The 13,018-nt window shown below is 67.5% G+C and carries 12 protein-coding genes; 6 read left to right on the top strand and 6 right to left on the bottom strand.

Translation table 11 applies throughout. The features are described 5' to 3' along the window. The first annotated feature begins 197 nt into the window (after positions 1–197). The 3 genes from ACFYY1_RS42280 (at position 198) to ACFYY1_RS42290 (ending at position 1,078) form a co-directional block, all read left to right on the top strand. Complete coding sequence (locus ACFYY1_RS42280) at positions 198–605, top strand: hypothetical protein (protein WP_383725888.1); 408 nt, start codon at positions 198–200, stop codon at positions 603–605. Between the two features lie 91 nt (positions 606–696). After that, the gene (locus ACFYY1_RS42285; RefSeq protein ID WP_383725889.1) at positions 697–828 is read left to right on the top strand and encodes a hypothetical protein; all 132 of its coding nucleotides are present in this window, start codon (positions 697–699) and stop codon (positions 826–828) included. 61 nt (positions 829–889) lie between these two features. Next, positions 890–1,078, top strand: coding sequence for a hypothetical protein (locus ACFYY1_RS42290; RefSeq protein WP_383725891.1), 189 nt, complete (start codon positions 890–892; stop codon positions 1,076–1,078). A 15-nt stretch (positions 1,079–1,093) separates the two neighbouring features. Here ACFYY1_RS42290 and ACFYY1_RS42295 read toward each other — a convergent pair whose 3' ends face one another. Both ACFYY1_RS42295 and ACFYY1_RS42300 read right to left on the bottom strand, forming a co-directional pair. Beyond that, positions 1,094–2,185: a sensor histidine kinase gene (locus tag ACFYY1_RS42295; protein ID WP_383725893.1), complete on the bottom strand. Its 1,092-nt coding sequence runs from the start codon at positions 2,183–2,185 to the stop codon at positions 1,094–1,096. Beyond that, positions 2,178–2,873 carry a response regulator transcription factor gene (locus ACFYY1_RS42300; protein WP_383725895.1) on the bottom strand — a complete coding sequence of 232 codons (696 nt, stop codon included), beginning with the start codon at positions 2,871–2,873 and terminating at the stop codon, positions 2,178–2,180. The genes ACFYY1_RS42295 and ACFYY1_RS42300 overlap by 8 nt, the downstream gene beginning before the upstream one ends. Before the next feature lie 1,036 nt (positions 2,874–3,909). Between ACFYY1_RS42300 and ACFYY1_RS42305 the strand changes: the two genes are divergently transcribed. After that, positions 3,910–4,674: an RNaseH domain-containing protein gene (locus ACFYY1_RS42305; RefSeq protein WP_383725898.1), complete on the top strand. Its 765-nt coding sequence runs from the start codon at positions 3,910–3,912 to the stop codon at positions 4,672–4,674. 144 nt (positions 4,675–4,818) lie between these two features. Here ACFYY1_RS42305 and ACFYY1_RS42310 read toward each other — a convergent pair whose 3' ends face one another. After that, positions 4,819–5,463, bottom strand: coding sequence for a hypothetical protein (locus ACFYY1_RS42310; protein ID WP_388595366.1), 645 nt, complete (start codon positions 5,461–5,463; stop codon positions 4,819–4,821). A gap of 175 nt (positions 5,464–5,638) precedes the next feature. On the opposite strand from ACFYY1_RS42310, the gene ACFYY1_RS42315 reads away from it, so the two are divergent. Continuing rightward, a complete protein-coding gene (locus tag ACFYY1_RS42315) occupies positions 5,639–7,981 on the top strand; it encodes a Helicase associated domain protein (RefSeq protein WP_388595368.1) in 2,343 nt (780 codons plus the stop codon). 1,324 nt (positions 7,982–9,305) lie between these two features. Here the strand turns inward: ACFYY1_RS42315 and ACFYY1_RS42320 are convergent. The 3 genes from ACFYY1_RS42320 to ACFYY1_RS42330 all read right to left on the bottom strand — a co-directional run bounded on the left by ACFYY1_RS42320 (position 9,306) and on the right by ACFYY1_RS42330 (position 12,254). Then, on the bottom strand, positions 9,306–10,118 hold the full coding sequence (locus tag ACFYY1_RS42320) for an AAA family ATPase (RefSeq protein WP_383722426.1): 813 nt from the start codon (positions 10,116–10,118) through the stop codon (positions 9,306–9,308). Further along, positions 10,115–11,677, bottom strand: coding sequence for a Mu transposase C-terminal domain-containing protein (locus ACFYY1_RS42325; RefSeq protein ID WP_388595374.1), 1,563 nt, complete (start codon positions 11,675–11,677; stop codon positions 10,115–10,117). The genes ACFYY1_RS42320 and ACFYY1_RS42325 overlap by 4 nt, the downstream gene beginning before the upstream one ends. A gap of 415 nt (positions 11,678–12,092) precedes the next feature. After that, positions 12,093–12,254 carry a hypothetical protein gene (locus ACFYY1_RS42330; RefSeq protein WP_388595371.1) on the bottom strand — a complete coding sequence of 54 codons (162 nt, stop codon included), beginning with the start codon at positions 12,252–12,254 and terminating at the stop codon, positions 12,093–12,095. Positions 12,255–12,489: 235 nt separating this feature from the next. Here ACFYY1_RS42330 and ACFYY1_RS42335 point away from each other — a divergent pair, with 235 nt between their 5' ends. Beyond that, the gene (locus ACFYY1_RS42335) at positions 12,490–12,924 is read left to right on the top strand and encodes an RICIN domain-containing protein (RefSeq protein ID WP_388595372.1); all 435 of its coding nucleotides are present in this window, start codon (positions 12,490–12,492) and stop codon (positions 12,922–12,924) included. The last annotated feature ends 94 nt before the right edge of the window (positions 12,925–13,018 follow it).

The raw sequence follows: 13,018 nt of genomic DNA on the forward strand, positions 1-13,018 counted from the left end.
AACGTCGGGAGCGGCAGCCTTGGGCATACTCGGGGATCAGCCCACGAAGTCGTGCCAGGCATGCCGAGTCGAAAGATCCGCCGGACAGGCCCTAGGCACATGGCGGCGTTGGTGCGATCCGTCGGGAGGCACCCAAGGAGACTAGGCCGGGCTCTTCGTGAAGGTGTCGGTGCTGGTCACCCGGCCATAGTCGGCGGGTGGCGCTTCGACGCCTGCCGAGGGGCCCTGCCCTCAGCGTCCTGGCCTACGAGGCACGAAGCCCACCGTGCGATCCGGCCGAGAGCATCCTGTACTTCGGCATGCCCGTGGTCCTGTTGACCACCGAGAACGACGACGAAACCGCTAACATCGCCCCGATCTCCTCCGCTTGGGTCCTGGGCCAGAACGTGGTCCTTGGCCTTGGCGATGCGAGCCACGCCGTGCAACCTCGCCGTACGCCCGAGCTGGTGCTCAACGTCGCCGTGCCGGACCTCTGGGCGCAGGTGGAGCGCCGCGCCCCTCTCACCGGGGTCGACCCGGTGCCGGAGAGTAGGCGTGCGGTGTACCAGCACGAACCCGACAAGTTCGCGCCGCAGGCTTCACCCCTTCCGACGTCGATCTCGTGACCCTGCCACGCGTCACTGAGTACGTCCTACAGCTGGAGGCGCGTGCCTGCGCGCTCGCCGGGTGCGGAGGGCGGTTGCTTCAGTGTCGAGTGTGAGACGCCGCGCGTCCATGCCGCCCCCCGGGGTGTGGAACCCGCTGATTTACAGCTTCCGCTACTACCACGGCCTCTCCGCCGAGGTCGGACACGGCTTCCTGTCGGAGATCGCCGCTCGGACCGCGTGAGGTCGCCGAGGCACCGACCAGCGGCTGCGGTTTCGACTGGTCGCTGACGCCGGACGACACCATGGACCAGGTCGAGGGACGCCGGGGCGACGAGCGGCATCCGGAAGGCTGGAACGGGTACGTCAGCCACGGCACGGACAGCCTGCGCGCTGAGGACGTGGCGAACAAGAATGCTCACGATGCCGCGCAGCACGCGTGGGACATTCGGCAGATCCTGGCGTACGTCGACACGGCCGCGCCACCCGCATGATCGGCGGGGCGCGTATCACGACCGCAGGAACGTGCGTGCGGGCAGTTCCACCGTGATGCGCAAGCCGCCGGTATCGCGCGGGGTGAGGGTGAGGGTGCCGTCGTGTGCCCGAGTGATGGTTGTGACGATGGCCAAGCCGAGGCCGACGCCCGTCTGGTTGGCGTGGATGCGCTCGGTGCCCCTCTGGAATGGTTCGGTGAGCGTCGAGACCAGGCGTGGAGGCAGTTTCTCGCCGGTGTTTTCGACCGTGAGTATCACGGTGCCGGAATGGACTCCGGTAGTGACCCACACCCTGCCCTGTTCAGACAGATTGTGGACGATCGCGTTGTGCACGAGGTTCATGGTCAGTTGCAGCAGGAGCGCCGGCGATCCGCTCGCGGGGGTGATGTCGCCGCGGGTCTCGATGGTAACGCCGTTCTTTTCCGCGAGGGGGAGCAGCGTTTCGGTGGCTTCTTCCGCCATGAGGGACAGGTCGACCAGTTCTCGGGTGAAGGATCGCTGGTCGGCTCGGCTGAGCAAGAGCAACGCTTCAGTGAGGTCGATCGCTCGGGTATTGACGGCTTGGAGGCGGTCGAGGACTTCGCCGGTGTCGTGTGATGGATCGGTGCGGGCCACGTCGAGGAGTGACTTCGAGATGGCCAGCGGAGTGCGTAGTTCGTGCGAGGCGTTTGCGGCGAATCTCTGCTGCTCGGCGACGTGTGCTTCAAGCCGTGCGAGCATCGCGTCGAAGGCGTCGGCAAGTTCGCGGAACTCGTCCTGGCGGCCCGTCATCTGGATACGGTGCGAGAGCGATCCCGTAGCGGCCGTGCGGGTGGCGTTGGTGATGCGAGCCAGAGGGGCGAGCATACGACCGGCGAGGATCCATCCTCCCAGGAGGCCGAATACGAGGAGGGACACCATTACTGAGGCTGCCGTTGGTGCGAATCCCTGCACGAAGTCGATGACCGGGTTACTTTTCCATGCCCCTTCTTCGTTGGTCTGCAACCACCCCTGTTGCAGGAGGAAGACTCCTGTGACGGCGAGCGCCAACGCACCGGCGAGCATGAGGAATCCGGCGTAGCTGAGGGTGAGCTTGAGGCGGACACTCAATCCAGGCGCTCTATCCATGGTTCTCTCCCACGTCTCCGGCCTGCGGCTGTGCGTCGATTCGGTAGCCGACGCCGGAGACCGTGGCGATGATCCATGGCTCACCGAGACGCTTGCGCAGTGCTGAGACGGTGATTCGGACAGCATTGGTGAACGGATCGGCGTTCTCATCCCACGCGCGCTCCAGAAGTTCCTCGGCACTGACGACACCGCCCTCGGCGGCGATGAGGACCTCGAGTACGGCGAACTGCTTGCGTGTCAGCGCGACGTAGCGGCCGTCCCGGTAGACCTCGCGTCGGAACGGATCAAGCCGCAGCCCTGCGATCTCACGGACCGGAGGCCGACTGTGGGCACGCCTGCGGTCGAGTGCCCGGAGCCTCAGGACGAGTTCCTGCAGTTCGAACGGTTTCGTGAGGTAGTCGTCGGCGCCGAGTCCGAAGCCGGATGCCTTGTCGTCGAGGCGGTCGGCAGCGGTCAGCATGAGGATCGGCATGCCGCTGCCCGAGGCGACGATGCGTTTGGCGATCTCATCACCGGAAGGGCCGGGGATATCGCGGTCAAGGACGGCGATGTCGTATCTGTTGATGCTCAGCATTTCCAGGGCGATGTCGCCGTCGCCCGCGAGGTCGGCCGCGATCGCTTCCAGGCGCAGGCCATCGCGGATAGCTTCTGCCATATAGGGTTCGTCCTCGACGATCAACACACGCATACTCTCGATGTTACGAGCGGGCACATATCGTCCGCGTATCAGAAAACGCATACGCGCCGACAACACCGTGCCACCGTCTATCGGTGCCTCGCGACCGCCTTCAACAAGTATCCCAGGAAGGCATTCGGGGCCGTGACCTGCACCGAGTGGCCCTCGCTCGCGGAAACGATCTTCACGGGGATGGTCACCACCCCGGCGCTCACTGTCGACCAACTCACCCCGGAGGACTTCGCCGCCATTACCGTGTGCCTGGACACACGCCTGGAAGAGCTGGTTGCCGACGGCCACGCCGCTGCGGCTACGGCGCTTGCCATGGCCCTGGACCCGCGACTGGCTGCGCTCCGTGGGTCCTTTCCAGTGGGAGGGGCCGGGCCTCGGGATAGGCAGCATGAGTGCCCCAGCCCCACCTGACCTGGGGGAACTCCATCCCCTGAACCGTGATGTCAGTTGTTGCGTCGCAAGCCATGTGCGGGGACCGGCTGGGGAACGCAGATTGAGACAGCCGCGGTCCTGGAACTTCTCGACTGATCGCGGACAGGAAGCTGGACGCCGGTCTCGTCCGCAACCAGCTTCTCGCCGTGTCTTCTGCGATCGTCACGAAGTACGACCAGTTCCCCGACGAGCCGGACTGCTGAGCCTGAACGCCCATCCTCCTGCGCCCAGCCCGGGCCCAGCGAAGGCAGCGGTCGTGAATCTTGCGGACGCATTCGCCGTCCACCCTGCTCACCAGCGGATTGCCAGCTCGTCGAGAGCGGTGGTCTGTTGGGGTGTGAGGTGCCCCTGGTGGCGGGTGCGCTGCACGCTGAGGGCCCGAGGCGAGAGGCCCAGCGTCCCAAGAGGTTTGCACAGTGACTCTCCTGCCACCCGCACGGGAGGGCCGGTGCACGACGATCGGCGCACTGGTCACGCCTCCCAGCTTGCCCCGGGGCGAGTCGGCCGGGGCATCAGTGGCGGCCTCCGGACTTGCGGACGCTGCAAAGCGTGACTTGCCTCGCGCGCCTACTCACCCGCCTTTCCCCTCCACTGCGCGAACCGGTTGTCTTTAACCTGGACGCATGCCCAAGCCCAGGCTCTGTCGCGTAGCCGCCCCATTCCTGAGGGCAGCCGCGGTGACGACACTCTGCCCCGCCGCATCGACCACGCCCTGTTCGAGCTGGCCCGGCACCTGGAGTGCGGCTACGTGCTCTACGTCTCCGGTGACTCCACCCGCCCGGTCTGGCCACTGCTGTCGAACAAGAACGCCGACCTGCTTCCCGACGACGACGGTCTGGCAGGCGGCAGGCCCGCGTTGCCCGGTGCCACGCTGGCGCCCGAGCACAGGCCTCGCGCGGTCATCCGCACCACGTCCAGTGCCGACCCGAGCATTCCTGTGCCGGCGCTCTTCCACGAGATCGACGAAGACGGCACCACCAAGGACGGCGACAAGACCAGCAATGCCCTGTTCCAGCTCGACGGTACCGACACCACGTTCCTCATGAGCCGGCGACCCCACCAGATGGACGGCAAGACCCCATCGGCCAAGTCCGGCCGAAATCAGGGACGTTGGAGCTGCGACGACAAGGAGCAACAGGCCGAGACCTGGCACAACCTCACCACCACCGAAATCGCCGTCATCCAGCGACCCGACGGGCACGATGCACTTCCCTACGCCCTGACCACCGCGCGGCTGTGCAACCACGCCCTGGCCTGGGAGCACCGCACCCGCCACCCGCTGCCCATCCACGCTGCCATCCAGATGGACAAGAACCATCCCGAACACCGGCGCACCATCGACTGGGAGAGCGACGACGCCACCGGCTGAACCCGTGCACCGATGGGAGGGAACGCCACCCTTGGCTCGGCACCCGAGCGGGTGCGGGGCAGGGTCCTTGTGACACGCCGGGCAGTTGCGCGTGCGTCCGTTCTGAGCGCGCGGCTGCCCGGCAGGGTCCGGTGCCTCAGCAGGTCACCGGCGGTGCAGCTGGTCGATCAGCTGGCCAAGGTTACGGACCGACCGGTCGGAGGCACCGCGCGCCGCCAAAGCCCCCAGGATGACCTCGCGTTCCAGGATTCCCTTCCCGCGCAGGTCCTGCAGAATGCGCTGGGCCTGCTGCTTGCCGAAGCGGTCACCGAAACCGTTGTTCCCGTAGAAGTCCAGCCGGTCGACCGCTGCCGCCAGTTCAGGCGGGAGCGCTTCAGGCTGCGCGTCGGGCCGAGTGAGATCGACGGCACCGAGCTGGCGTGCCCAGCCCTTGAGCGGAAACCCGTGGGCGCTCTCCACCACAACCAGCGACGACGCCCGGGCCAGGTTCATCGCGAAGTCGAGGCTCTTCGCGTCCGGCACGTACGCGAAAACCGGCCCGGTACCGCGCCCGGCGCGTTCACGCGAGGCACGCGGTGTGGTGATGGTGTGTTCTGCCGCGAAGCGCCGCAGGGCCGGGATCTGCTGTTCCACCCCGAAGGCGTTGAGCACCAGCACACCGGTGGCACCTTGCTCCGCACACTCCTGCCGGATCCAGTCCACAGCCAGACCCGCTGCGACAGCCCAGTCCCGTTCGGGATCATCGTCGGGCACCCACGCCGCTCGCAGGATGCTGCTCGTATCCGCCATATGCACGTCCTTCCACCGGTCCGGAGCGGGCTTGCCCACATGGCATGCCCGCGCTGACCACGCTATCGGCGCCCTATGACAACCGGTGCAAAGTGAACGGAGAAACAAGGGGATGATTCCCGTACGGAGGGCGGATTTGAAGCGTCCCTTTTACTGACGAGTGGCGGAGTTGCCAATGGCGGGGAGTGGCGCGCTGCGGCCGCATCAGATCGAGGCTGTGGACGCGGCGGTACGCGCTCTAGGGGAAGCGTCTGCGGAGGGCGTGGTGGGGCCGGGGCTGCGGGCGACGATCGTCTCGGCATGTGGGACGGGTAAGACCCTAATGGGCGCGCACACCGCTTTGCGGGTCGCGCGCTCGGGCCGGGTGCTGGTGCTGGTGCCGACGCTGGATCTGCTGGTGCAGACGGTGGCCGCCTGGCGCGGTGCGGGCCGTACTGGCCCGGTAGTGGCGGTCTGCTCGCTGCGGGCCGATCCGGAGATGAATGCCGCCGGGGTGCGCTGTACGACCGATGGGCAGCAAGTGCTGGGATGGGTCGGTCAAGCGCAGCGGGCGACGGTCTTTGCCACCTATGCCTCGTTGCCAGTGCTTGTGGAGGCTCACGGGGCCGGGCTTGGCCCGTGGGCCCTGGTGGTGGTCGATGAAGCGCACCGGACGTCGGGGCCGTGGGGTAAGCCCTGGGCTGCGATCCATGACGACGCCGCCGTACCGGCGGACCGTCGGTTGTACCTGACTGCCACGCCGCGAGTGGCCGAGCCGTGGAAGGCGAAGGCTGACGAATCAACCGGGGTGCCGTCCCTGGTCGCCTCGATGGACGACGAGAGGGTCTTCGGCCCGGTGGTGTACCGGCTCACGCTGGCCGAGGCCATCGACCGCGGGCTGCTGGCCCGCTACCAGATCGTGGTTCTGGAGATCCGCCACCAGGCACTGGCGGTAGGGGTGCCTGATGGGGAGCCCCCGGAGGTGCGGCGGCTGGAGGCATTGCAGGCGGCCGTGCTCAAGGCGGCAGCAGAGCATCATCTCCAGAGGGTGATGACTTTCCACCACCGGGTTGCGGATGCACGGCTGTTCGCCGAGTCGGTGGAGGGGGCTTCCGGGCGCCTTCGCCAAGGGGATCCGGCTGTCTATCCGAGAAGGGTCTGGGCCGACTGGCTGTACGGCGGTCACCGGATGGCCCACCGGCGGGCGGTCCTTGGGGAGTTCGCTCGGGGCTACCGGGCGGATGGGCAGGTGGTGGAGCGTTCGGTGCTCTCCAGTGCCCGAGTCCTGGCCGAGGGCGTGGACATACCGGCGGTGGATGCGGTGGTCTTCAGCGATCCGAGGGAGTCGATCGTCGACACTGTCCAGACCGTCGGCCGTGCCCTGCGGCAAGGTCCGCGCGGGGACAAGGTCGCCTCGCTCCTGGTGCCGGTCTTCCTCGGCCCCGACGAGCGCAGTGAGGACTGGCTGGGATCGGGTTCATATCTGCCACTGGTCAAAGTCCTCACCGCGCTGCGTGCCCACGACACGGAGGTGGTGGACCGGCTCGCCACCTGGCCGGGCAGCGGGGACAACGGTGCCTGTGGGGCTCGTATCGAGGGGCTGGCGCTGCTGTTCTCATCTGCCCGAGACCCCGCTGATATCGCGGCATTCGTGAATCTGCGTGTGATCAGGCCCGAATCCCGGATATGGCTGAACGGCCTGATGGCCGCACGGCGGTTCCACTCTCTGCACGGGCACCTGGTCGTCCCGTACCACGCGAAGGACGGCAGGTTCCCGGTAGGCGTCTGGATCTCGGAGCAGCGGCGCGCCCATAACGCCGGCAGGCTCACTCCCGTCCGTATCGCCGCGCTGGAGCAGATGGGCATGGTGTGGAGCCACCCCGATCACTCGTTCAACGAAGGTTTGTCGGTGGCTAGTTCGTACTACGCGGTCCACGGGCATCTCTCGGCTCCGAACGAGGCGGCCGTGGACGGCTATCCGATCGGAACGTGGCTGGCCAACCGGCGGCGGGAAGCGCGGCTGCCGGCTGGTGCCCCGGGAGCGCTGGCTGACACTCGCAGGAAAGCCTTGGAGGGAGTCGACCCGTACTGGTGCCCGGTGTGGCCGTTGGTGTGGCAGCGCCGCTACACCCTGCTGCGCCATCATGTGGTCGCGGGAGGATCGGCGGACCTCGCGCTCGGCCACTCGATGGCCGGGGAAGACATCGGCCTGTGGTGTGCCCGCCAGCGCAGTGACTGGGACAGCCTCCACCCCGAACAACGCCGGCTGCTGGACGAACTCGGCATGCCCCTCACCGCCGACGGCGCACAGGTCACGACGCATGTCACCCACACGGACAAGTTCGCGCGGAACCTCGCCGCCGCACGGGCCTATGCCCAGCGCGAGGGACACCTGAACGTCCCGCGCAAGCACGTGGAGATCACCGACGGCACAGAGATCAAGTTGGGGTTCTGGATCGACAACCAGCGCTCCCGCAGAGCGAAGCTTTCACCGGAACGGTTCGAGGCTCTGGACCGCCTCGGCATGCGCTGGAGCTAGCCGGAATCGGGAGTGCTGCGCTGCGGTTGCCTGCTGCCCGGCGATCGGCACGGTGCCAGCGTGCGGCGTCTCTTGCTCAGCGAGTGGGCCTCGGGCGTGTGCCGGGGGCCCGTCGCCTGGATAGCCGCATGCTGGGACGAGGGGGTGAGAACAGGCGTGAGATGTGGTCGACCGGCTCGTCGCCCAGTCCGGCCTCCTGCAGTTCACGGTAGAACCACTCCACGCCGGGGCCGCTTCGGTGAGAGCCGGCGGGGGCTGTGGCGGTCGCAGCCTGGCGGCTTCGGCGAGAGGGAGGAGGTAGCGGTGGTCGGCGGGCTGGGTGAGCAAGGCTCTGCCAGGAGCGGGTGCGAGACGGGCGAAGTGAGCGGCGGCGGATAGGAATGCTTGTGCCCAGGCGGGCACGGGGTGGGTGGCGCAACCGTCGACTTGCCGGATGGGATCGTGCAGGGCCAGGGTGGAGGCGCGGTCGTCGTAGTCGTTCACACGGACGGTGTCGAGCTGCTGTCCGGCGGCGCCGGTGAAGACAGCAGTTGCCAGTGCTGCGGCGAGTCGGGGGTGCGCGGTCGCGGCGTGGATCCGCCGGGTGACTTCCGCGATGGTCTGGGGCGACCGAGGGCGGGGCCTGGGCCGGTACTTCCAGTCGATCAACGGTGGGATGCAGCCGATGCAGTGGTCAGAACCGTCCGATGAAACCAGCCGGTCAAGAGTCGGCAGTGTGATCCAGCGTTCCGTGGTGCGCCGCGGCGGTGCGGGCCGGGGCAGGGGGCCGTCGCACACGACGGGACCGTAGAAGTCGTCGGCCGCTGCGACGCTGTGTGCAACGTCCTGGAGGGCACGGTCCAAGGCTGCCGACAACCGCGGGCGGTGACACACAAGGACCAGATGCAGACCCGTAAATGCGCGCAGGTCAATCAGGCGCTGGATACGGCGAGGTGTCAGCAGGTGGGCGCGCAGCACCGTCAAGTAGGCAATGGGCAAAGCGGCCATCCACGCTGTCACTGCTTCCCACACGGGTGCCGAGCTGGCAGGGAAGCCGGGGAGCAGCGGCGGTTTACCGAGGGCGGCCAGGAGGTCGTGGGCGAAGTACAGGTCACCGGTCGTGCCTGGGGTGGGATGGACCGTGACGTGGCCGGCAGCCGGGTGGTGCGCGGCGAGAGCCGCGCGTGTGTATGCCGCCTCGTCGTGGGAGTCGAGGAGAACGGTGACGGCAGGTGAATCGTCGCTCATGGGTGCTTTCATTCTGGCGTTGCGTCGATTCCCGGCACGGGTCGGCAGGCCCGGCAACGCTTGTATCGCGGTCAAGGCAGCGCGGCAGCGCGGCGCTTCAGGGCCTGCTGTGGCGGCCGAGTTTGCTGAACACCCAGCGCAGCAGGTTGCGGTCGACCTTGAGGTCAGGGTTGTTCTCCAGAGCCCGCTTCACGTGGTAGGTGATCTTTGCCCAGGTGCGGAAGACGCCGTGTGCGGCGATGTCGTCGGTGTACAGCAGGTCGTCCGGATCCACTGTCTGCCACACCGGGTGGTAGGCGGGGATGGTAGTCAGAACCTCCACACGGGTCAGGGGTGTGAACTCCTGCCAGATGTGGACCCGGGAAGCGAGCATGTCCTTGCTGGCGAGGACCTGGTAGGTGTTGCCGCCGCCGACGAACACGACCGCGATGTCGGTGTAGAGGTCGTCAAACAGGTGCCGGAAGTACTCGAAGGACTCCTCTCGCAGCCACTGGGCCTCATCACAGACCAGGACCCGGAACTCCTCAGCGAGGACGTCCTTCAACAGTGTGTCGAACGCAGTGGGCTGCCGGGGCGGCGAGCCGGGCAGGCCAAGCACGTTGAACAGGTTGCGGCGGATGTCCAGCACCGTGGGGCGGCCGCGGAACTCGATACGGCGCGTAGCGCGCGGGGCCAGTTCCCGCAAGGAGGCGTTGACCGACATCGTCTTACCCAGCCCCGCCGCCCCGTACAGGCACATCATGCCCCGGGCGTCGATAACCTCTTGAAGGTTGACCAGTGTTTCCTTCATCGCGGCCGTGCCCATCACGTTCGCGTCCGGCAGTGACAGGTAATGGTCCTTGCGGGGCGGCGGCAGCGGCCCACGACGCGGACGGGCAGCGGCAGCAGCGGGACGTGGTGCGGCATTCATCGCAGTGCAGCCACACTTTCCTCGTGTTCTTGTCCCTCCCGGACCGGCCGGCCGGGCCTCTGTGCGCTGTCCGGCCCGGCATCTGCGGCCGGCTCGGTCCAGGAAGCCGGTATACCGGCAGGCGGTGGCAAGTAACCGGGGAGCGCGGCCTGACCGAGGTCTGCCGCGCCGAGGGCGCGCAGGCCGGCTTCGGCCTCGGCGTCAGTCACCGTGCCGAGCACCTCGGGAGGCGTGCCACGGGTGGCTGCGGCGAACCGGGTCGCACGGTTCTTCTCAGCAGCGCTCAGCAGCCGCTTGAGGCGGTCGGCCTCCCTGGCCCGGGCACGTCCCAGCTCGCGGATCTGCTGCGGGCTGGCCCGGTTCGACAGGTACGCCGTCCCCAAGTGGCTCCAAGTGGCCGCGTCGTACACGTCGATCTCGTGGTCATGGTGGGGCATGTAACGCAGACGGACCCTGGCTGAGGTGTGCCCGGTCATCCACGCGGCGACGTAGTGCCGGTTGCGCCAGCGCACACCGCGGCCCGAGAGCGTGCGTATCCTGCCGTCGTCCTCGAGGGTGAACATGTGCAAGGCGCCGGGCTCGGCATCCTCTACCGGGGTCAGGTCGTCCTCCCACGCACGGGCGGGTGTCCGCGCGTTCAGCGTGCGCAGCGGGTGTTCGTTGTTCCACCAGCTCACCCACTGGCCGAGCAGCGCTATGAACGCTTCCAGCGGCAGCAGGGACACCGCGGTGCCGGCGCTCTTGCCGCCGGGCAGGCGCGGGGCGGCGGTGTAGCCGGGCAACTGGGCGAAGAACATCTGCTTCACGGCCTTGTTCAACGCCTCCACGGTGCCCTTCAGATGAGGGCTGTAGGCGGGGAGATCGACCACCGGCACCGCGAACGCCCCCAGCGCCTCCCCCACCGCCCGGGAGAGGAAGTCCTTACCCCGGTCCACCCGTACCGCTCCTGGCAGACCACCGAACGGACCGTGCTCCCCCTCCCGCGATATCGCGTCCCGCAGCGCGAGAAGGACGCTCTCGCGACTGGGGACCTGCGCGGTCACCGCGAACCCGCAGATGACCCGCGTCGCACAGTCGATGAACCAGGTCACCCACGGCCTGCCCGGCCGGCCGTCGATATCGACGTCCACCTTCACCTGGACGTGGTCCGTCTCCCACACCTCATTGCGGTGCCCCGCCGGGCGCTGAAGGAACACATCATGGGCCCGGCGGGCATTCTCCCCGCCCCGCATCCCCGCCCGCTGCCCCCTCGAGACATCCCGGGCCAGAGCCCGGTACAACGTCGCGAGCGACGGCGCCACCACACCGCCCGCGGCCTCCACGGCCACCAGCTCCCGGTGTAGCGCGGCCACGTTCCCCCGATGAAACGCCAACTGCTTCAAAACCTTGGGCGTGACCGCGAAACGCTCCCGCCCGGCCGGACCGAAACGCCCCTCCCCCCGGGCAGCAGTAAGCCACCGGCGCACCGTCCGCTCCGACACCCCCAGCGCCTGGGCAACCATCCGCACATGCCCCGGCGTCAACTCACCCCGGCCCTCCAACGCCAGCAACCGCCGCACCGCCACCCGCCGCAAAACGCCAGCATCCGTCCCAGCCCCGACCAACCCCACCCAGCTCCCCCACCACTACCAACGGGGCAGCACCACCCCAACAGAAAACGATCAAGAAAGACCCTACCCTCTTGGATCTCTCGCTCCGCTGACCAGGTATTCCTCACTCAGTGACCAGCCAATCCTCACTGCTTGTCCAGCACCAGCGCCCGGCCACCACTTCTCAACACCCCATAGAAACAACCGGATCGGCCCGCTCCACAGCACCCAAGACCGGACACCGAACTGAGAATCATCCCGGACACGGAAGCGAGAACTCCCAGACAGTCACTGAAAGTCCCCTCCGTGCGGAGGGGACTTTCAGTGACTGTCAGGCGGCGTTGAAGCGCCGGCGGGCGGACTCGACGCGGCGCTGGGCGCTGGATCATGCGGGCGGATCGTCGGGGTCGATCAGGGCGGCGAGGTCGCCCCAGCTCATCCCGCCGTCGCGGAGCCGGACGAGAAGGGCATCGGCGCGGGCGGTGTCCTCACGGATGTGGGCGAGGAGCTGGGCGGCCTCCTGGGCGAGCTTTTCGGGGGTGGTCACTGGGCGATCCTGGCAGCGGCCACGAGCGCCTGGGTGCCGGCGCCATACGCGGAGCGGGCGGCGAGCTCGGGGAGCGTGCGCTGAATGCCTGCTGGCGCACGGGCGCATCCCTGCGCCGAGGGCGCGGGCCATGCCCCACTCGATCGAGTGGTTCGCGCCCTCCCTGACATCGCTTCCGGCCCTGAGCGCCCCAAACTGGTGCCATCTGCAACGAAGCTCAGTATGAGGAGAAAAAATGAATGTTCCAGAGGGGCTTTTCTTCATCCGGAACGTTTACAGCGGGAAGGTGCTAGACCTCGCGAACAGCGGTTCCGAGGGCAGCGAAATCGCCGTCGCGACAAGGAAGGACAGTGACCACGACAGCCAGCTCTGGACGTACGACAGCGGCTTCCTCGTCAACAAGCACAGCGGGCTCGTTCTGGAGGTCCCCGGGTACGAGGGCGGTGGAAGCATCACTCCGGGAACGACGCTCTGCCAGAACACAAAGCGTGAACAGCCGGACAGCCTCAACCAGCTCTGGGCGTACAACTATCAGCTTCTGAATCCGTACGACCCCAAGGTGGCCATCACCGCCGAAGACGCCGCCGGTTTCGAGGAAGGTACGCGCGCCGTTGTCGAAACTGTGGAGCACCACGACCCCAAGTTCCAGTGGATGTTCGACACGGTCTGAGCTTGGCGTTTATCCTCGGCGGGCTTCGTGTTCCTTGATGGTCTCGGCGCGTTTGACGGTCTTGCCGACGTCGTGGCGCTTGGCGCGGTGTTTG

Source organism: Streptomyces sp. NPDC001890 (assembly GCF_042891445.1).
Taxonomy (GTDB): Bacteria; Actinomycetota; Actinomycetes; order Streptomycetales; family Streptomycetaceae; genus Streptomyces.

Excerpts from the sequence above, each read along its gene's own strand:
- ACFYY1_RS42290 (WP_383725891.1), top strand. The coding sequence starts at position 890 with ATGGACCAGGTCGAGGGACGCCGGGGCGACGAGCGGCATCCGGAAGGC.
- ACFYY1_RS42295 (WP_383725893.1), bottom strand. The coding sequence starts at position 2,185 with ATGGATAGAGCGCCTGGATTGAGTGTCCGCCTCAAGCTCACCCTCAGC.
- ACFYY1_RS42300 (WP_383725895.1), bottom strand. The coding sequence starts at position 2,873 with ATGCGTGTGTTGATCGTCGAGGACGAACCCTATATGGCAGAAGCTATC.
- ACFYY1_RS42310 (WP_388595366.1), bottom strand. The coding sequence starts at position 5,463 with ATGGCGGATACGAGCAGCATCCTGCGAGCGGCGTGGGTGCCCGACGAT.
- ACFYY1_RS42315 (WP_388595368.1), top strand. The coding sequence starts at position 5,639 with ATGGCGGGGAGTGGCGCGCTGCGGCCGCATCAGATCGAGGCTGTGGAC.
- ACFYY1_RS42320 (WP_383722426.1), bottom strand. The coding sequence starts at position 10,118 with ATGAATGCCGCACCACGTCCCGCTGCTGCCGCTGCCCGTCCGCGTCGT.
- ACFYY1_RS42335 (WP_388595372.1), top strand. The coding sequence starts at position 12,490 with ATGAATGTTCCAGAGGGGCTTTTCTTCATCCGGAACGTTTACAGCGGG.